At 30.6% G+C, this 21,144-nt stretch carries 17 protein-coding genes; 5 read left to right on the top strand and 12 right to left on the bottom strand.

The annotated features are described in order from the left end of the window. Nucleotides 1–11: 11 nt before the first annotated feature. Nucleotides 12–2,039: an FAD-dependent oxidoreductase gene (locus ABNT61_RS18055; protein ID WP_412766924.1), complete on the bottom strand. Its 2,028-nt coding sequence runs from the start codon at nucleotides 2,037–2,039 to the stop codon at nucleotides 12–14. A gap of 156 nt (nucleotides 2,040–2,195) precedes the next feature. Between ABNT61_RS18055 and ABNT61_RS18050 the strand changes: the two genes are divergently transcribed. Further along, entirely contained in the window at nucleotides 2,196–3,926 is a 1,731-nt protein-coding gene (locus ABNT61_RS18050; RefSeq protein ID WP_348744252.1) for a T9SS type A sorting domain-containing protein, read from the top strand. 55 nt (nucleotides 3,927–3,981) lie between these two features. On the opposite strand, the gene ABNT61_RS18045 is transcribed toward ABNT61_RS18050, so the two are convergent. Genes ABNT61_RS18045 through ABNT61_RS18025 form a run of 5 tightly spaced genes read right to left on the bottom strand, consistent with a single transcriptional unit; the run spans nucleotide 3,982 to nucleotide 6,439 of the window. Then, the gene (locus tag ABNT61_RS18045) at nucleotides 3,982–4,701 is read right to left on the bottom strand and encodes a pirin family protein (protein ID WP_348744251.1); all 720 of its coding nucleotides are present in this window, start codon (nucleotides 4,699–4,701) and stop codon (nucleotides 3,982–3,984) included. 7 nt (nucleotides 4,702–4,708) lie between these two features. After that, entirely contained in the window at nucleotides 4,709–5,149 is a 441-nt protein-coding gene (locus tag ABNT61_RS18040; protein ID WP_348721998.1) for a MarR family winged helix-turn-helix transcriptional regulator, read from the bottom strand. A 15-nt stretch (nucleotides 5,150–5,164) separates the two neighbouring features. Then, complete coding sequence (locus tag ABNT61_RS18035; RefSeq protein ID WP_348744250.1) at nucleotides 5,165–5,695, bottom strand: NADPH-dependent FMN reductase; 531 nt, start codon at nucleotides 5,693–5,695, stop codon at nucleotides 5,165–5,167. Beyond that, a complete protein-coding gene (locus ABNT61_RS18030; protein WP_348744249.1) occupies nucleotides 5,692–6,090 on the bottom strand; it encodes an OsmC family protein in 399 nt (132 codons plus the stop codon). Before ABNT61_RS18030 ends, ABNT61_RS18035 begins: the two co-directional genes overlap by 4 nt. After that, a complete protein-coding gene (locus tag ABNT61_RS18025; protein WP_348744248.1) occupies nucleotides 6,083–6,439 on the bottom strand; it encodes a DoxX family protein in 357 nt (118 codons plus the stop codon). Before ABNT61_RS18025 ends, ABNT61_RS18030 begins: the two co-directional genes overlap by 8 nt. A 149-nt stretch (nucleotides 6,440–6,588) precedes the next feature. Here ABNT61_RS18025 and ABNT61_RS18020 point away from each other — a divergent pair, with 149 nt between their 5' ends. After that, the gene (locus ABNT61_RS18020; protein WP_348744247.1) at nucleotides 6,589–7,542 is read left to right on the top strand and encodes a bifunctional helix-turn-helix transcriptional regulator/GNAT family N-acetyltransferase; all 954 of its coding nucleotides are present in this window, start codon (nucleotides 6,589–6,591) and stop codon (nucleotides 7,540–7,542) included. A gap of 207 nt (nucleotides 7,543–7,749) precedes the next feature. Continuing rightward, nucleotides 7,750–8,652 (top strand): DMT family transporter, encoded by a 903-nt coding sequence (locus ABNT61_RS18015; RefSeq protein ID WP_348744246.1) that lies wholly within the window; start codon nucleotides 7,750–7,752, stop codon nucleotides 8,650–8,652. 165 nt (nucleotides 8,653–8,817) lie between these two features. Here the strand turns inward: ABNT61_RS18015 and ABNT61_RS18010 are convergent, their stop codons facing one another. The 4 genes from ABNT61_RS18010 to ABNT61_RS17995 all read right to left on the bottom strand — a co-directional run bounded on the left by ABNT61_RS18010 (nucleotide 8,818) and on the right by ABNT61_RS17995 (nucleotide 13,121). Next, on the bottom strand, nucleotides 8,818–9,426 hold the full coding sequence (locus tag ABNT61_RS18010; protein ID WP_348744245.1) for a hypothetical protein: 609 nt from the start codon (nucleotides 9,424–9,426) through the stop codon (nucleotides 8,818–8,820). A gap of 144 nt (nucleotides 9,427–9,570) precedes the next feature. Further along, a complete protein-coding gene (locus ABNT61_RS18005) occupies nucleotides 9,571–11,271 on the bottom strand; it encodes a hypothetical protein (RefSeq protein ID WP_348744244.1) in 1,701 nt (566 codons plus the stop codon). Between the two features lie 90 nt (nucleotides 11,272–11,361). Continuing rightward, entirely contained in the window at nucleotides 11,362–11,883 is a 522-nt protein-coding gene (locus ABNT61_RS18000) for a hypothetical protein (protein WP_348744243.1), read from the bottom strand. Nucleotides 11,884–11,885: 2 nt separating this feature from the next. Next, nucleotides 11,886–13,121, bottom strand: a complete 1,236-nt coding sequence (locus tag ABNT61_RS17995; protein WP_348744242.1) for a DUF6638 family protein — start codon at nucleotides 13,119–13,121, stop codon at nucleotides 11,886–11,888. 792 nt (nucleotides 13,122–13,913) lie between these two features. Between ABNT61_RS17995 and ABNT61_RS17990 the strand changes: the two genes are divergently transcribed. Together ABNT61_RS17990 and ABNT61_RS17985 are read left to right on the top strand one after the other, a co-directional pair. Next, on the top strand, nucleotides 13,914–14,771 hold the full coding sequence (locus tag ABNT61_RS17990; protein WP_348722011.1) for a helix-turn-helix domain-containing protein: 858 nt from the start codon (nucleotides 13,914–13,916) through the stop codon (nucleotides 14,769–14,771). Nucleotides 14,772–14,861: 90 nt separating this feature from the next. Continuing rightward, nucleotides 14,862–15,773, top strand: a complete 912-nt coding sequence (locus tag ABNT61_RS17985; protein WP_348744241.1) for a helix-turn-helix domain-containing protein — start codon at nucleotides 14,862–14,864, stop codon at nucleotides 15,771–15,773. 14 nt (nucleotides 15,774–15,787) lie between these two features. On the opposite strand, the gene ABNT61_RS17980 is transcribed toward ABNT61_RS17985, so the two are convergent. Beyond that, nucleotides 15,788–20,284 carry a PAS domain-containing protein gene (locus ABNT61_RS17980; RefSeq protein ID WP_348744240.1) on the bottom strand — a complete coding sequence of 1,499 codons (4,497 nt, stop codon included), beginning with the start codon at nucleotides 20,282–20,284 and terminating at the stop codon, nucleotides 15,788–15,790. Between the two features lie 188 nt (nucleotides 20,285–20,472). Further along, nucleotides 20,473–21,114, bottom strand: a complete 642-nt coding sequence (locus tag ABNT61_RS17975; RefSeq protein ID WP_348744239.1) for a hypothetical protein — start codon at nucleotides 21,112–21,114, stop codon at nucleotides 20,473–20,475. Nucleotides 21,115–21,144: the final 30 nt, after the last annotated feature.

Genomic DNA, 21,144 nt, shown 5'->3' with positions numbered 1-21,144 from the left:
AATATTACTGATTATAAACCAGCTGCTAATCTACTACCTTGATCGATAGCTCTTTTAGCATCTAATTCTGCAGCAACATCTGCTCCCCCAATTACATGTACGTTTATTCCTTTTGCTTGAAGTGGCTCTAGTAATTCTTTGAATGGTAATTGTCCAGCACAAATAACAACATTATCTACAGACAAAACTTTTTGTTCTTCGTTTTGTACATAGTGTAAACCTTCATCATCTATTTTAGTATACTGTACTTCATTGATAAACTGAACATTCTTCTTTTTTAAGTTTGCTCTATGAATCCAACCTGTAGTTTTTCCTAAGTTTCCTCCAAATTTCCCTTTGCTTCGTTTGAACATGAAGATTTCCCTTGCAGCCGGGTGTATATGCTTTTCAACACCTTCAATTCCACTTCTTGCTTCTAAACTTTTATCAATTCCCCATTCTTCTAACCAAGCATCGATGTTTTGAGAAGTACTCTCTCCTTCATGAGTTAAATATTCAGAAAGGTCAAAACCAATACCTCCAGCACCAATAACTGCTACTCGCTTACCAACAGGTTTCTTAAGTTTTAAAACATCAATATAATTCAACACCTTTTTGTGCTCAATTCCGTTAATTCTTGGAACACGAGGTGAAATTCCTGTTGCCAAAATAATTTCGTCGAAATCTTGCTCTGCCAAGTCTTCTGCTGAAACTCTAGTATTCAGTTTTAGATTGACATTATGCAGTTCTATTTGTTTACCGAAGTAACGAATAGTTTCATAAAACTCTTCTTTTCCAGGAATTTGCTTTGCGATATTAAATTGTCCTCCAATTTCTGACTCTCCATCAAATAACGTTACGTCATGTCCTCTTTGCGCTGCAACAGTAGAAGCCGCTAAACCAGCTGGTCCTGCTCCAACTACAGCAATTTTCTTCTTCGTATTTGTAGGAAGGTAATTCAATTCTGTTTCATGACATGCTCTAGGATTTACTAAGCAACTTGCCACTTTTTGCTCAAAAACATGATCTAAACAAGCCTGATTACATGCAATACATGTATTGATTTCATCATCTTTTTCTTGCTCTGCTTTGTTTACCCAATCTGGATCTGCCAAAAATGGACGTGCCATTGAAATCATATCTGCATCACCTTCTGAAAGAACCTTTTCTGCTGTTTCTGGCATGTTAATACGATTTGAAGTTACTAATGGAATAGAAACTTCTTCTTTCATTTTTTTAGTTACCCAAGTAAATGCTGCTCTTGGTACTGAAGTAGCAATGGTAGGAATCCTAGCTTCATGCCAACCAATTCCCGTATTGATAATTGTAGCTCCTGCTTTTTCAATTTCTTTCGCAAGTTGTACAATTTCTTCCCAAGAACTTCCTTTCTCAACCAAGTCAAGCATTGACAAACGGTAAATAATAATGAACTCCTCTCCTACCTTTTCTCTTGTTTGCTTAACAATTTCAATAGGTAAACGCATTCTGTTTTTATAGCTTCCTCCCCAATCATCATTTCTTTTATTCGTTCGTTTAGCTATAAACTGATTGATCAAATATCCTTCAGAACCCATAATTTCAATTCCGTCATAACCTGCTTCTTTTGCTAAAGATGCAGAACGAACAAAATCCTTAATAGTTCTTTTAATTCCAGATTCTCTAAGTTTAAAAGGCTTAAATTGATTTATCGGAGCTTTAATTGCTGATGGTCCAACATTTAAAGGATGATATCCATAACGACCAGCATGTAAAATCTGCATACAAATTTTACCTCCTTCTTTATGAACAGCTTCTGTTATAATCTTATGATGTTTTGCATGCTTTTTAGTACTCATTCTAGCAGAAAAAGGACCAGTCCAACCTTGTATATTTGGAGCAATTCCTCCAGTAACAATTAAACCAACTCCACCTTTCGCTCTTTCAGCATAAAATGCGGCAATTTTTTCATACCCATTTTTTTCCTCTTCCAGTCCAGTGTGCATAGAACCCATTAAAATTCTATTTTTCAAGGTTGTAAAACCTAAATCTAACGGTTCAAAAATATGTTTGTACTTAGTCATCTAGTTTGTCGTTTTAAAATTTTATTATGCATGCATAATAATTGCAAGATAATTCTATTTTCTTAAAATAAAAATCCTAAATGTTATTTATCTATAATTTTTTAAGGCTTTTATTATCAATTAGCCGTAAATTTGTTCCGCTAAGATTTAGATCCAATGAAAAATATAAAAACCTTACTACTACTTACATTACTCCTTTTTTCACTCTCAAATTTTGCACAATCTGCTCCTATAGCCATTGATGGAATTTTTGATGATTGGAAATCTAATTTGACCACATTTGTAGATACTAATGAAACTATAGATGGTGTTGATTTATTAGAATTTCAAGTAACTAATGATGAAAACTATTTATATATTAGAGTAAAAGCGGATAGAGAATTTGATTTAACAGAAGGAAGTCCTGTTTTGCATAATTTCTTTATTTATTTAGATACGGATAACGATTCTAATACTGGTTTTAGAGTTAGAGATGATTATGGTGCTGAATTAGGAATTGAATTTGCAAACCGAATTGTGTATAACAATTTCACTGGAACTTCTGATCCGCAAGTACGATTTTCGGATATTGAATTTAGATCTGCACCTACAGTAACTTCCGATGAATTTGAAATTGCTATTGGACGAAATGCGATTCCTGACGGAACTAATGCTTTATTTCCTTCTTCAACAGTTAAAATATTACTCAGAAATCGTCAAAACTTCGATTGGTTACCAGATTTAAATAACGTATTTACTTATACTTTTGATGAAACACCAGTAACACCTTATACTCCAATTGACTTCAATAAAACTGATAATTCTTTTATTCGAATTGTAGCTTACAACACTAAGTTAAATTCATTATTAGATTCAAATAAACTTGATGAATACGAACGTATTATCAAAGCAATTCAGCCTGATATTGTAGGGTTTGTAGAAAGTTCTGATACTACTACGGATTATATTAAATCATTATTTGACAATTGGATTCCGCTTGGAAATACAGATGGATGGCATGTTAGAAAACATGGTGGAGAAGTAACTGTTTCTCGTTGGGAAATTATTCAAGAATGGGATTTAACAAGACAATTTCCAGTATTAATTGATTTACCTGATAGTTATGGTACCGATCTTTTATATACCAATGCACATTTAAATTGTTGTGGTGCAGATGGCGCAAGACAGGATCAGGTTGATCAATATGCTGCATTCATTTTAGATGCAAAAACTGAAGATGGAATAATTACTTTACCAGAAAACACACCTATTGTATATTCTGGTGATTTAAACTTAGTAGGACTTTCTCAGCAATTAAAAACTTTATTAACTGGAAATATTCAGGACACGGGAACTTATGGACCAGGTGGGCCTTTAGATTGGGATGATTCTGATTTGAAAGAAGAAAATGCTTTACAAAGTGATATACGAATGGGATACACTTGGAGATCTGATGGATCTTCTTTTCCTCCTGGAAAATTAGATTTTATGATTTTTTCTGATCATGTTCTAACTTCAGAGAAATCATTCGTGATTCAAACAGAAGTAATGTCTAATGACCGATTAAATCTATATGGTTTACAAGAATTTGATACAAGTACTGCTTCTGATCATTTTCCTGTAATTACAGACTTCTCTGTTAGAAGAACCTTAAGTAATTCTGAAGTTACATTATTGGAAAATGCTCTGTATCCAAACCCAACTTCTGGGAGTTTAAACCTACAACTTAAGCGTTCTGGAAACTATTCTATTCAAATGTTTAATTCTATTGGAGTTTCTGTTTTATCAACTAAAACATCATCTAATTTACTTCAATTAAATATAGAATCATTCGCTAGTGGATTATATCATTTAAGAATTCAAAAAGAAACTGGAGAATATCAAGTTGTAAAAGTCATTAAAAAATAAAAGAACACTTTATTTTCATAAAGTGTTCTTTCTTAAAAATCTATAAAAACTAAAACTAGTTCATAGGAATTTCAATAAATAATAATTCTGACTTAGAATTGGCTTGAATACTAAATTCATCTGTATCCGAAACACCCAGAGCATCTCTATGAGCTAATTCTTGGTTATCAACAGCAACATCACCAGAAATATTCATCACATAAACTCCGTGGTTTTGTGATTTTAAATTATACTGAAATGTTGAACCTTCATCTAAATCGACTCTTGAAAGTTTAGCATCTTGATGTATTTTTAACCCATTTTCATTGGTATCATCAAGAGAACTCACTAAAACCTGAAGTTTATTCTTTCTGTCTTCTGGATCAAATGATTGTTGATTGTATCTTGGATCTACTCCATCTTGATTAGGTATAATCCAAATTTGAAACAAACTCAAATAATCTTCAGAAGAACCATTCATTTCCGAATGGTAAATACCTTTTCCTGCAGACATTACTTGCACTTCATTTGGCTTTACATACAACCACTCATTCGACATGCTATCTTTGTGTTTTAATACTCCACTTAACGGAATGGTAATGATTTCCATATTTTGGTGTGGATGTGTACTAAATCCCATACTTGGAGCAATTAAATCATCATTTAAAACTCTTAAAGCTCCAAATTGCATTCTTTCTGGATTGTAAAAATTTGCAAAACTGAATGAATGATTAGCTTGCAACCATCCGTGATTGGCAAACCCTCTTGTATCAGCAGAAAATTTCTCTAACTTCATGACTTTTCTATCTTATTTTATCTAATAAATCACTTAAAATACCAGCTTCTTCCTCACTTAAATTGTTAATCACATCCAAATCTGCCGTAGACTTATCTAATTCAGATAATAATAACAACCCTTCTTCGGTAATATTAACGTAAACCACTCGTCGATCATGATCACATCGAGATCTTTCAATTAAATGTTTTTCAAGAAGCTTATCCATTAGCCTGGTAACATTAGGAGCTCTATCTACCATTCTATCCTTTACTACTTGAACCTTTGTTTTTTCGCCTGCTCCTCTTAAGATTCGTAGTATATTATATTGTTGTGGAGAAATACCATAAGGTTTAAAAAACTCAACTTCCTTTGTATTTATCCAACTTGCCGTATATTTTATATTAAGAAAAGCTTTAATCTTATTGCTATCAAAGCTTGAATTAATATCCTTAGATATATCTCCCATTTTTTTTCTGTTTATTTACACTAATTTCTCAAATTCGTTAACAGCAGAACTTAATTGCTGATCTAACTCTTGATCATTAATTTTTCCTTCACTGAAAACATCATAAAACTTTGGTAAAGAGAATTTAGTAATTCCTGATGCTCCCATATGTGGAAATGTTAATTCTGCAGTAGCTAAAACAGAAGCTCCACCTCTACCACCTGGAGAAGTTGCCATTAATAAAACCTGTTTGTTTCTAAACACTTCTCTATTTTTCCTTGACACCCAGTCAAATAAATTCTTAAATGCTGCTGCATAAGAACCGTTATGTTCTGCCAAAGACACAATGAAACCATCATATTTATCAAGTTCACTATTAAATGCTGTCGCTCCCTGAGGATACTCGTTATTTTTCTCTGTATCTTCACTATAAATCGGCACTTCAAAATCATTTAAATCAAGTACATCGAATGATGCTTCATTTAATTTTGATGCTGCGTATGTTGCTAATTGTTTGTTTATTGAAGTAGTACTTGTACTTCCTGCAAATGCTGCTATTTTCTTCATAGTATATTGCTTTCTATTATATTTTCTCCTTTAATTATTCTCGCTACAGGACATTTACCTGCTATTTCTTTTAATCGTTTCTTTTGTTCATCAGTTGGTTCTTTTTCAAATGAAATATCTTCAACAAATACTTGTGAAACACCATCTTCTGTTTGAACATTTTTCTGTGATATATCCACAGATATTTTTCCTAAATCCCAACCTTTTCTCTGAGCATACATTCGTAAAGTAATGGCAACACAACTTCCCAATGCTGTATATAAATACTCCACCGGAGTAGCGCCATTGTCATCTCCGCCCATGGTAACTGGTTCATCCACTACAGCAAAATGATGTCTCATTTTTGACTCTACTAAATAATCTCTTGAAGTAAGTTGTAGTTGAACTTTAGCCATTGATTTTTTTACTTGAAATGTATGATACAATTACAAGAACAAATCCAATTACAGCTCCCATTTGTTGTCCATCACTTATCATTACATGTGCAAAGAATGCTAAAAGTGTATTAAAAAAGAAACCTGCATATGCCCATTCTTTTAATGATTTATTACTAATGAACCAAAGAGCAACTAATCCTAAAACTTTAGCTGTTGCTAATGGATAAATTAAATATGTTGGATATCCCATTCCTTGAAAAGCTTTCACTATTTCAGGATTATTAAAAACGTACATACTTACAGAAAATAACATTAGTAATGTTAACAGTCCTGTAGACACATAAAAGATGATTTTATTTTTATTCATGACTTATTGTTTTAAGTATTACGGTACAAAGTTATGAAAAATAAATTTATTTTCCAAGGAAACTAAATTTATGGAAAATAATTCGTTTTGTTTTAATATAAGATTTTTTATAAATTTGCATAAGTGCTTATATAAATATAAATAATAGTATGGATGCATTACAAGGAATTGGCGAAATAGGAATCGGATCGAGACTTAAGAGGTTAAGCGAATACATGATGAAGGATACTCAAATTGTTTATGACACTTTAGGATTTGATTTTGATCCGTATCTCTTTCCTACTTTTAAAATAATACTCCATAAAAAAGAAGTGACAAATACAGAAATAAACAAAAGCTTAAAAACATCGCAGCCTGCAACAACTCAGGTGATCAACAAACTAGAGAAAAAAGGATTAGTTGTTTTAAAAGGACATCCGAATGACAAACGCAAAAAGGTAATTTCTTTATCTAAAAAAGGACATGACTTAGTTAAAGAAATACAACCCTTATGGAAAAGCATTGAGTATACTATAAAAGAATATACCAGAATAACCTCTGACTCTTTAATAGAACACATTAATAGTTTAGAGAAAAAATTTATTGAAAAAAGTTTTAGTGAAGCAATTATGGAACACTACACATTAAATCATAAAAAACAATTAGAAATTATAGAATTTAAAGAAGAGTATGCAAAGCACTTCTATGAATTAAATATAGAATGGTTGAAAACCTATTTTTACGTAGAACCATTTGATGAGGAGGTATTGAGTAAACCTCAAAAATATATTATTGACAAAGGCGGACATGTATTTTTTGCCAAATTAAACGATGAGGTTGTTGGTACTGTTGCCTTAATGCCTCTTGATGATAAAGGCACTTTTGAATTGACGAAAATGGCAGTTTCGCCAAAACACAGAGGTTATAAAATTGGTCAGCAATTAATGACCAAATGTATCGACTTTGCCAAAGAACATGAATTTAGTACACTTCTACTCTATTCAAACACCTTACTGGAAAATGCAATTTACATTTATAGAAAATACGGTTTTGTAGAGGTTCCCCTAGAGGAAAACTCGCCATACAAAAGAAGCGATATTAAAATGGTATATAAAGGGTTATAAATCAAACGTCATTACGAGGAAGCAAGGACGAAGTAATCTACACAATAAAAAGATTGCTTCATCCCGAAGGATCGCGATTCGCAATGACAGTAAAATATAAATTCACTCAATCGGTTGAGTAAATTTAACTGTAATACTTAAAAATAATAAGGCCTAAATCATTCCTAATAACTAGCTTTGCCGCTTTAATACAAAAAGTAGTTTGATATGTGGATGTATTTAGGCCTTTTGGCTGCTTTATTTTTAGGTTTACATAACTTATGTAAAAAGCACGCAGTACAAAATAATGAGGTTTATCCTGTCCTTCTAGGAACTGTAATTAGTGGACTTTTACTCCTACTTCCTTTTTATATTGGTTCTCATTTTTTTCCAGAAGCAACTTTAAAAGCTGGATTTATAATTCAAGATATTCCAACAGAAAAGCACGGGTATATTTTTATCAAATCTATGATTATGTGTTCTTCATGGATTTTAGCTTATCAAGCTTTGAAACATTTACCTCTTACCATTGTCGCTCCTATTCGATCGGGAGGACCGTTTTTTACTTTTTTAGGAGCTATTTTCATTTATCAAGAGCGTCCTAATTTGTATCAGTGGATTGGTTTTTTCTTGATTATTTTCTCCGTGTATTTGTATTCACAAGTAGGAAAAAAAGAGGGAATTATTTTTAAAAGTAATAAATGGATTTATGCTATTATAGGAGCTACTTTTTTAGGAGCTTCTAGCGGGTTATATGATAAGTTTCTAATTCAACAAATTAGTTTGAATCCTCAAACTTTGCAGTTTTGGTTTTGCTTTTACTGTATTTTAATATTATTAGTTGTACTTAGTATTATATGGTTTCCAAAAGCAGAAAAGAGAAACGCTTTTAAATGGCGTTGGTCAATTCCTGCTGTGGGGATTTTGTTACAAACTGCAGATTATTTTTACTTTAAAGCCTTACAAGATCCTGAAGCGTTAATTATGTTATTATCTGCAATTAAAAGAAGTCAACTTATAATTGCTGTGGTTTTGGGTGGAATTTTATTTAAAGAGAAAAATAAACGTAAAAAGCTCTTACCATTAGCCGGAATTATGATTGGTGTTGCACTGATTTTATATTCGAGATAAAATATGGATTTGTCATTCCCGTGAAAACGGGAATCTATTACGAGATTCCGCACTACTGAATCAAGTTTAGCATAGGCAAGTGTGGAATGACAGTTGTAGAAAATGAAAACACCACCTTCATCCGTTATTATGATTAGTATTCTGTTGATTTTGTATTCTAAGTAACTATCTAATAGTTTTATAAAATTCTTCTTTATAATATTTTTCCTTTAATATTCTTTGGTCTAATAACAAAAGAATTTCTTCCTTTTCTTTTTTAGTCAAATCAATAATAGGAGCATTAAGTTTAGTAGGAGCTCTCTCATCTATATTGGTAATAAAGCTGATTACATAATTCGATAACATAGTACCAGAACCAATACAACCAGTTCGATAAGACACAAATGATAAAGTATCATTTAATACCTTTTTAAGTAGAGGATACTTTTTAATACTCGAATTATACATTAGCCCTTCATAAGCAATTGCTTTAACAGTACCATCTGGATAATCAAGTAGACGATATAATTCATGTGGATCAGCATTATCCAATATCCATCTATGAGTGAAATAAGATTGTAATCTATGTCCTGATTGATTTGTAGAATCCCAACTTATTGAGCCGTAGTAATCAAACCTTAAAATAGAGTCTTTAACTTGTTTTCTAATCCCTCTCCAATCATAATTCCATTTTGGACTATAAAAACTTGAAAATGAAAATAAAAAAGCTACTACTAAGAATGTAAAAATTGGAAAATAAGACTTGAACGAAAAATTAGGAACTCTCTTTTTCATAATAACACGATTTATGAAATAGAATCAAAAATTATTCCATGAGTTATTAGAAAACTTATGGAATACTTTTTTACAAGAATCTTATTAAAAGATTCCGCATAAAGTACTGAATGATAATTATGAAAAAAATATTTAACCTTATTCCTATTCCTTCTTCTCCAAAGCTTTAATCGAGTCGATTTGTTTTTGTAGTTTCTCTATCTCTAAATCGTTTTTATTTTCATTCAATTTGATGTTAATTGAATCTATAACAGCTTTATTTTGATCTTTAAATACGTTTGGATTTATCTTAAAATAATCGTTAGAAGTTTCACTTTCTTTCCACGCCTCTCCTAATTGCTCAAACACATTTACATCCCATTGACTTGGATGTTTTGCATCAATCCAAATTACGTCTCTATACTCGCTATCAATTAGTGCTAAATCTGGAGTTGCAGATCCGTCAAACTTTTTTGATTCATCACGAATTGCAGAAATTGTACTTAAAAAGAACATACGTTTTCTTCCTGCTATTTCTTTAATATATGGTCTAAATTCGACAGGTTTATTTACAGACCAATCAAACTCTTTACGAGATTCGATAACTTTTAATGGCATTGCAGAAACCCCTGCATAACCTTGCTTTTTAGAAGCATGATCGTAATAATATAATTTATCTGTTCCGTCTGCAGGAATGAAAACACTATATGTTAAACTTGTCCTTTCATCTCCTACTGGTTCTAAACCAAACCAATGATATAATCCCGTGTACGCATCAGATTTTGTATCTGAGAAATCAAAATCGGTAACAAATGGTTGTTGATTTTGATCGTCTGGTAAATCTGGAATTTTAACAGCAGTTTCCATATTCCAGGGTAATGGATCACTAAATCCACCAATAAATTTTAAAGATTCTGCTTGTAAGCGAGAAACCTTTTCTGCCAGCGTATTTTGTTTTGTTAAATACGGATAATTTCTCATTTCTTCAGGAGCAATATAGGTTCCTTTTCCAATTAAAATACGCTCTATATAATCGTTGAAATCATGTGCTCCGTTTTCTACAACCATTACACCTCCAAAAGTTGGATAAGGGAAAAAGAATCCTTTCCATTTGATTAAACTTACAACCTGAACCCAAGCTCCTTTATCATTTTTCATGTAGTAGGTATCACTTGGTTCCATATTGAATAATTGGAAAATATTGAAACGTTGTACAACTGCGTTATAGGTATTTCTACTAAACTTTAATGATTCACCAATTGAAAACGTAACTGGAATTCTATTCTCGCTAGAAAACCTTGGAAATGGTGTTGTACTTGACACGGCAAAAACCTCTTCCGTATTATCTGTCATTCCTTGCCAAGCATACTTTTCGGTTGGCTGAATTGCCATTGTCCATTTATTGATCGTATCAATTCGAACCAAATGAGGTAATGAAACATCTTTTGTTTCTCCAACAGATTCATTCGCCATTGAAAAGATATTCATTAAAGGTTGAATACGTTCATTTCGAGTTAATGGTAATTCATTAATCTCAACTCGATTCAAACTATTAAAAACGTTATAGGTTTTAATATAATCGTACATTTTTAAATGCCATCCTACAAAATATAAACCTCCCAAAAACAAACCAATTACCAAAAGCGTTAGTAATCTTCCTCCAGTACTTGCTGTTCTTCTGAACTTTCTTAGTCCAAAGTATAACGCTGCAAAACACAGCAAAATGATAAAAATATATTTACGTAAAAAGAGTAATCCTGGTTGAAAATCATCTCTTAAAATGAAAATTGCTAATACTAATATTAGCGATAGAAAAATTACAATGAATTTTTGCTTTCCTCCTTTATTCCAATAGTTTTTAATCATTTTTTTAGTTTTTGGTTGTCATTAACGAATGAAATGAAGTAATCTTTAAATTGAGATTCCCGCCAACGTGGGAATGACATTATTTATATACTAAAGTAATCCTTTATCTTTCAAACGCTCTCTAGCACTTTTTTGTTCTTCTTTATTAGCTTCCTCTTTCTTTTCTTCTACTACTTTTTCTTCTTGCTTTTCAGACTTTAACTCTTCGATTAAATCTTTTCCTTTATCAATTGTTTCTTTTACAATATCTCCTAAAGAATCTGAATGCTCGTCGATAATTTTACCAGACTTAAAAATAATCCCAGCAACATATGTTCCTGCGATTGTTCCAACAATCATTGACATGAATAATGAAATTGTAGTTACATTAATCGGTAATAAAAACTGAGCAACTATAATTCCTACTAAAAATAGTGATGTAATAAACACTAAACGCAATACAAACGATTGTTGATAAACGAATCCTTTTGTATCTGTTTCTTTCATTTGTAAATCTTTCGAATACATTAATTTGTTGAAAAAACGATACAATTGATTTCCGTTTGACTCACGCCAATACAACACAATTCCAAATAATATTGCTGCTACAAAAAGTATTAATTCTAGTGTCATGTTTATATATTTTTCTTTATAGTTTCTATTACCCAATCTTTTAATGAGCTATTCCAAGTTTGGTATAAATCATAAAAAATTTCTTTATCGTACCAATATAAAAATAGTACATCCTTTGGTGAAATACTTACCAATAACTTCCATACCAAATCTTGATCATTTGGTTTTAATGACGAGTGTGGACTATGCAATGCCACATATATATCTCTGTCAACTAAGTCTGCAACTTTAGTTTTAGGATCTGATTTCTTTTTTTCTAAATATCTATCTAATCCCATTACTCTTTTACGAGCTGAAACATCTATCTTATTCAAGTATCCTTTAAATAGCATACTATCATTTAATACATCTTTCACCGAATGCGTTTCTTCGTTTACAAACTCTGATAATACAAATCTTTTAATTCGTTCGTATCGTTGTAAGGTAATATCTGAATTCACATCACATTCAATCATTAAATGAGATGTTAACTTTTCGATTAATTCATCATGAGAAATGTGATACATTAAAACATCATGACTCGTATCTTTTATCGCTTCTTTATAAGCCTCTTCATCTTCAAAAACTAGTATTGGAGATAGAAAACTTTTCAAAACGTAAATTCCACCAAAAGCCTCTGTGTAAAAAGACTCTGTTCTGTAGGTTACATTTTCTAAATCAACCTCACGTTCGCGTAAATCACCATAAGTATTCGCTGAGTCTAATAATTTTTGATGAATAGTTTCATCAATAAAATTATTGTCACTTTTAAATAACTCTACTAGTTCTAATTGCTCTTTTTTTGCCTTATCTAAATCATCAACTAGTCGAAATTTAACGGTTACGTTTTTATATTTCAAAACATCAAGAGGTTCATAAAACACATCTATATTTTGATCAAAATCTAAACAAATAGCAGAATCTCTAGTAATGTTCTCTATTCTTAATTGATGCTTTTTAAACACCTGTTTCATTAACTCTCTGTCGAAAGAATGAAATGGATTATAAACAGGTAAACCTTTTTGCAAAGGTGTTATAATAATACAATGTGGATTTGCTTCACCGTGATTTAGATAGTGAATTTCATTCTTTTCCTCAGCTATTTCAGGACTCCAACCAATACCATCAATAAAAAACGAATCTAACTTTGTTTCTGTAAAACCTAATTTCACTAAACACTTATTATATCGTTCAACTAATTTCCCGTTAACTGGTATTAATTCACCCTTATATAAATCTGCTTCTTTTAATTTTTGCATTTTATTATAATCTTACCTCAAATATAAAATAACAAGGTTTCATAACAACTAAACTTTTTGTAGAAATTTAGATACTCCTTATTCTTTTTCTATAGTATTAGTATCAAAAATCAAGGAAAAGTTACATTCTACAACTGGAATAATTTAACCGATTTACCATAAAATGGTTAAAAAAAGTTGTTTTGTTTTAGTTTATGCTAAAAAAGTGTTAGTCAATAAGATAAAACTGATGTAAATTTGAATGTAGAGAAGATTTATTCCCCCAAATCAATGTCTATGGGAGGTTAACAAATTATCTAAGATAACCGTAGATTAATAAAAGACTGTTTTGTACAAAACAGTCTTTTTTAATTTAGTAACTTAAATGTAGTTAAAAGTATAATTACTTTCCTAGTGTAATTAATTTACAATTATACTACTATACTTTGTCTTAACTGAAGTAAGTAAAAGCTATTTATTACATCGTAAGAAAAAGATATACCACAACCTAAAGTTAAGATAAATAAACAAGTAAAGCAAGAAGAAAAACACTATTTTTACAAAAAATAACACAAATCTACGCCAGGTAAAGGCTAGAGAACATTAAATAGTAAAAATCACTATAACATTAAATATCTTTTTATTGAATAGCGTCACCAAAAACCACATAAAAAACTCATAATCAACAAAAAAGCATTCAACCAAAGATAGGATTTCTTAGTTTTTTTTACTAAATTTAAGGAAGTTAACATTTTTTTGAAGAGGGACATTAAACATATTAAAACGGTTTCGGAATTTCTGAAAACGTTCGGTTTGGAGGAACCGAACAATCCATTTATTAGTATACTTCATCCACTAGCAATTTTAAAATCAAAATCGTTGCTAGAGCATGACTATATCTTGGATTTTTATACAATTACCTTAAAGGATAACACATGTAGTCATTTTTTAGGTAAAAAGAAATTTAATTTTGAAGAAGGAGAACTTGCGTTTACAAAACCAAATCAAGTTCTAAACATATCGTCTATTGATCAACTTAACACATCAAAAGGTTGGGTTTTATTATTTCATAGTGACCTCTTGAAATCTACACCATTATTTAATAAACTGAATGACTATAGGTTTTTCGATTATTCAATTAATCAAGGAATCTCACTTTCAACAAATGAACAAAAAAGAGTAACTGAATGTGTGAATTTCCTGAAAAATGAAATAATGTTAACTTTTGACAAACATTCTTCTGTTGTCATTTCTTCCATCCTTGAAGTTATGTTGAATCTTTGTAATCGATTTTTTGAAAGACAATTTGATAAAAAAGCTATAGAAGATAATTATATAGTTTCAAAAATTGATGCTTTCTTAAAACTGTATTATGAAAATAATCTATTTAGTGAGAAAGGTGTTCCTGAGGTAAATCAAATAGCAACTTATGTAAACCTATCTCCTAATTATCTTTCTAACATATTAAAAAAAGAAACGGGTAAGAATACTAAAGACTATATCAATTATTTTATTTTAGAAAAGTCTAAAAGCTTACTTTTAAATAAACAAGATTATTCCATAAGTGAACTAGCCTTTAAGCTCGGTTTCAACTATCCTCATTACTTCAGCAGATTTTTTAAATCTAAAACCGGAAAGACACCATTAGAATACAGAAAACAAGAGTATTAAATTTAATACTATCTAAAAATATTGTATTGGATTATAATCTAATACAATAAAGTAAGTTTACTTAGATAGTATAGAATAGAAAATTAGAGTATGAGGAAACATCCCTCAAAAATTGGAACTATCTCTGAATTCCACGAATTGTTTCGTTTATCGAAACCAAAGCACCCCTCAATTAGCTTTGTTGATTTATTGGAATTTAAAAATGGTGTTGACGGACGTAACATGAATCTTGAAATGGATTTATTTGTTATTTCTATGAGAGATGGCAGCTGTGGTCATTTATTTGACCGAAAAGATTATGACTTTACTGAAAGCGTCATGACTTTCAGACAACCCAGTAAAAACACTTCTAAAGTTGATGGAAATTGTGTTGATGCAAATTCTGGATGGTTTTTAATTTTTAGTCTTGATTTTATTAAAAACACCAATTTATACGATAAAATTGATGACTTTAATTTCTTTTTTTATAAGTATTCTGAAGCATTACATTTATCTGCCGCTGAACAACGATTAATACAAAACTGTTTAGGTTTAATTGTAAACGAAATTGATCAAAGAATTGATATTCATAGTCATGGTGTAATTATTTCTACACTTGGATTACTTTTAAATCTTTGTTCAAGATTTTATGATCGACAATTCACTACACGTTCTGTGCTCAATATCGAAATCATGAACAACCTTAATTTTGTTTTAGAAGAATATTATAAAAATGATCATTTGAAAGAATGTGGAATTCCTAAAAATTCTTATTTAGCAGAAAGTGTAAATCTATCAACCAATTATTTAAACGATTTACTTCAAAAAGAAATTCAAAAAGACACTAAAAACTATGTGTTAGATTTTTTAGTTGATAAAGCTAAAATTGAACTCATAAAAAACCAAGATTCAATTGAACTAATTTCACAGAACCTTGGTTTCAAATTTAAGAATTACTTTGAACGAACTTTCAAGTTAAAAACTGGTATGACTCCAATAGAGTTCAGACAGTTGTTTAAATAGGTAATTCAATGATATTATTCTTGTAATGCTCCGTTTTTAAAACGTGTTATATCAACATGACTTCCAACAACTCTTAATGGCTGATCATTTTCATCCCACTCGATAACTCTTCCATTGAAATATATCCATATAAGTGAGCCGTCTTTATGGTAATATCTTACTTCTTTAGAATATGGAATTTCTCCTTTAGATTTTACATGTTGGTCAAATAACTCTAAAACTTTAGGAATATCTTCTGGATGTATCTGTTGTTTCCACCAATCAGGAGAACTAGGTACCTCTTCATCTTTAAATCCAAACATAGACTTGAATGCAGGACTGTAATATTCATAATTATCTTTTACGTGCCAATCCCAATAACCAACTAAGTTTCCTTCAATTATACTATTGTAAAGTTTATTATTCTGATTTAGTTTATGTTCAACATTCTTAACATCTGTTATGTCAACATGACTACCAACCATACGTAAAGGTTCTCCATTCTCTCCCCATTCGATAACTTTCCCTTTACAATACACCCAAACTATCGATCCATCCTTATGAAAATATCGAACCTCATTAGAAAACGGGAATTCACCCTTCGATTCTATATGTTTTTCAAAAATTTCAAATGCTCTAGGTATGTCATCTGGATGCATATGTTGTTGCCACCAATCTGGAGAATTCGGAACTTCATGATCTTCATATCCAAACATCGCTTTAAATGTTGGACTATAATATTCATAATCCTCTTCAACACGCCAATCCCAATATCCCGCTAAAGTAGCTTCAAGTATGCTATTATACATCATATTGGTCTCATTTAATTTTTCTTCTGCACGTTTCAAATCAGTTATATCCGCATGACTTCCTACAACTCTTAATGGCTCTCCATTTTCATCCCACTCAATAACTTTTCCTTTACAATATACCCAAACAATTGAACCGTCTTTATGAAAATAACGCGCCTCGTTTGAAAAAGGAAATTCTCCTTTGGATTTCACATGATCGTCAAAAATCTCAAATGCTTCTTGTACATCTTCAGGGTGCATTTGTTGTGACCACCAATCTGGAGAATGTGGAACCTCATGATCTTCATATCCAAACATTGCTTTAAACGCTGGACTGTAATACATATAACCCTCCTTAACATTCCAATCCCAATATCCCGCTAAAGTCGCTTCTAAAACAACATTGTACATTCTATTAGACTCGTTAAGTTTCTGTTCAGCTTCTTTAATTGTGGTTATATCTGTAGCAACACCAATATGTTTTACTTTTAAACTATCATCAGTTCTTTCAAAAACTGTTTCTTTTGACAGAAACCAACGATAATTACCATCTTTATGTTTTACTCGATATTTAAAATCAAGAATTTCATTTTCTTTAGAATCACAAATTGCTTGATGATGTGCTATCATTTTTGACATATCATCCGGATGAATAATCTCAGTCATTAAGTCACTTCCCAATTCTTCAATTTCTTTTTCACTATATCCTAATACCTTTGCTATTTCTTGGTTTACATACTCATTCTTTTGAGTATTTTGATCATAGATATAAGTAATTCCAGGCATTACCTCAATTATCTTTGTTAAGAAATTAGTTTTTTCTACTAATTCATTTTCCGTATTCTTAACATCAGTAATATCACTTGCAACACCTATAATTTTCATTTTACCAGAAGGCAGCCTCTCAAAAATAGTTTCTTTTGATAGTAACCAAATGTAATTTCCGTTTTTATGCCTTACACGATATTCAATATCATGAGTCACATTATCCTTTGAGGTTTGGATTTTCTCTAAATTATTAAAGACTTTTGCTATATCATCTGGATGAACAATATCCACCAAAAACGTATCTCCAAATTCCTGAACTTCTTCTTTTGTATATCCTAAAACAGAAGCTATATCTCGATTCGCATATTCATTCTTATTGGTTTCATAATTATAAACATAAATAAGCCCTGGCATTAGTTCGGTTAGTTTTGTGAGAAACTTCCCTTTCTCTAACAGTTCTAACTCTGTATTTTTTTGCGCGTTTATGTCTACAAAAGAAACTACCACTCCACTTATTTTCCCATGTTCACTTACGAAAGGATTAATTCTTTTTAAGTACCAAGAATCATTAATCAATTGAACTTCTTCCTCATAAATTTCTCCTGTAGTAATTACTTTATTGATATTCTTAATCAGTTTCTGTTGACATTCCTCTTTTAAGTTCGTTTTAAAGTTTGCAATAGATCTACCAACATCTGTATTTTGAACTTTGAAAAATTTCCTAAGTGATGGAGAAAACCTTCTAATTATTAGATTTTCATCTAAAAATAAAACTCCAATATCAACGGAATGAATTAGGTTTTCCAAATCCTCGGTCAACTTTATAAGCTCTACTATTTTTTCTTGATGCTCTGCGTTTACAGTATGTAACTCTTCATTTACACTTTGAAGCTCTTCGTTTGTAGTTTGAAGTTCTTCATTTGATGCAAGCAGTTCTTCATTTGCGGATTGCAACTCCTCATTTGAGACTTCAATTTCATCTAATTTAGATTGTAAATTTGCTTTTGTATCACGAAGCTCTTGATCTAAAGATGCAATAGTTTTATAATAATCGTAATTATGGTTAATATCTTCAGCACCAATATTAGCATTTGGCTGTATTGTATTATAAATACTCTGTTTTTTAAATAGTATCAAATACAATTTCCCACGGTTTGACAAACCTTCGACTGGTGAAACTAAAATATTAATTAAGTTTTTCTGACCGTCTTTTTCATAGGTGATATTGTCATATCTTACATTTTCATTTTCTTGTTCAACCCTTACTAAAGCTGTACTTAAAGCCAAAGAAATTTCTTGCGGTAGCATTTTCAGAATATCAAAAGATCGAAACTTCTTTTCAGGTAAAGTGATGTATTCTTTAAAATTTCCATCAGCATTTACTAATTCATAATTACCATCCACACAAATACTAGCTGCTGAGAGTTCTTCAAGCAATATATTCGATAAATTCTCTGATAACTTTTGATCAATAGTTCTTTGTCTATTATTGAATGAATTAGTTTTAGATGATTCAATTGGAGCTGTATTATAATATCTTCTCGAAAAATCTGCTCCTTTAAACATTTCAATATTTTGGTAAACCCTCCATTTCCTGGATAAAACTTTGAAAGATTTAGAAATTCCTCCCAATGTTTCACTAGGGCCTAAAAACAAATATTTGTTTTTCCCAGTAGCATAATGTAAATCTGATAATAATCTTTGCTGTAAGTCTGATTGCAAATAAATAAGTAGGTTTCTACAAATGATTAGATCCATATTTGTGAAAGGCGGATCTTGAGCTGTATTATGCTGAGAAAAAATTATATTCTTTCTAATTAATGGAGAAATAATGTAAAAGTCTCCTTCTTTATGAAAATACTTTTCTAAATATTCTACAGGAACATCTCCTGCAATACTATCTCCGAAAACTCCCTTATTAGCTTTATTAATCGCATCAGCATCTAAATCTGTAGCAAAAATCTTCACATCACAATCAATATTATGCTGTTGCATATATTCATTTAAAACAATTGCTATAGAATAAGCCTCTTCTCCTGAAGAACAACCGACACTCCATACCTTGACTAGCTCATTTTCTTTTTTAGAATCAAATATTTTTGGAACAACTTCTTCTTTTATGAACTTAAAAGCCTCTGGATCTCTAAAAAATTTTGTAACTCCGATTAAAAACTCTTTATGCAGAACTTCTGCCTCATATTCATATTCGTGAATATAATTCAAATACTCTTCAACCGTTCTGGTTTTCGTAACACTCATTCTACGAATAATTCTTCGGTTAAGTGTTGGAGATTTATAATCTGAAAAGTCTATTCCAGTTTTCTTTTTAACAACATGAAGTATCTTTTTTAATCCTTCTTCTTTTAGAAATAATTCTTCCTTTTTACCATTCTGAAGAATATTACTATGAGTTATAAAGTTTAGTAATTCAGCTGGAATATCTTCTGCGTTTAAAATACTATCGATTAAGCCAGAAGCAATTGCACTTTTAGGCATACCATCGAACTTTGCGTCTTCTGGATTTTGAGCTATAGCAAATCCTCCATATTCTTTAATTTTTCTAATTCCTCTAGTACCATCAGAACCAGTTCCTGATAAAATAACACCAATTGCTTTTTCTTTTTTTTCTGCCGCTAAAGACTTAAAAAATATATCAATAGGTAGGTTTAATACATTTTTTTTTGGCCTATCCATGAGAATTAAATTATCATCTTCAATAATCATGTTCTTTTTAGGTGGAATTAAATAAACATGCCCAGACTTAATTTTAATTCCATTTTTTGCTTCTTGTATAGGTAAATTAGAGTTTTTAGCTAGTAAATCTGCCATTATACTCTTGTAATCAGGAGATAAATGTTGAACAATTACAAGTATGTGTTTGAAGTCTTTTGGTACGTTATCAAAGAAAGTTTTTAACACACCTAATCCTCCGGCAGAAGTTCCGATAGCAATTACACGGCAATCATTTTTCATTGGGCTTTTAGTTTGATCTAGCTTAAAAGATACTACACCCCAAATAAAAAGACTAAATTTTGCAAGGGGATTTTCCCCCTTTTTTTAAATCATTAGATAAGACGCAGTTTACAGAGATGTCTGTAATTTTAATTTTATCTAAATAAAACTAACTGGTCAAAAATTAAGTTATCTACCTTAAAAGTTTTCTATTTTTTTTCTTTTTTAATTTTCTTGATTAACTTAATATTTCCTTCGATTGGAACAATATTAATATTAGCTTCTTCTTTAGTCACATAAAACACATAAGAGCTATTCTTTCCAACGATTTTAGTATTTAATTTTTCACCGTCTTCAAAAACAATTACATCTGTGTATTTATAATCAAAGCTATTGATTCTCTCCTTGATTTTTTGCCCACTTCCAACACCTAAACCAACATACATGCTCATCATAACAAATAGAATAAATGGAATAACGGCATATTTTTTATTAAAACTAGCTCGTACTTTATCTAGCTTTTCTTTCTTTTTACCTTTTTGATACTTTTCTTTTTTAGCTAATCTATCGTAATACATTCTTATCAACTTAAAATAACCTATCATTAAAATAACAAGGCTAATTACAGTTACAAGAATAATCCAACTATCACTTAAAACAGCTATTGGACTAATTAACACATCTAAAACGGTAGTATATTCAAAAATATTTATTCCTAATATACCGTAATAAATTGTTTGATTTAAAACTCCTAATATTAACAAAAACACATAGCCAATAGACATTACATCTTGTATTCCATATTGACTAGTGTTTATTTCTTTCGATTCTATTTTTTCTTCAGTTGACATACAACAATATAGCTAATTGATTTTAATTAC

Origin of the sequence: Tenacibaculum sp. 190524A05c (genome assembly GCF_964036595.1) — a bacterium.
Lineage (GTDB): Bacteria > Bacteroidota > Bacteroidia > Flavobacteriales > Flavobacteriaceae > Polaribacter > Polaribacter platacis.
Note: the sequence above shows the minus strand (reverse complement) of the source record. Positions and strands in the feature narration are given on the sequence as shown.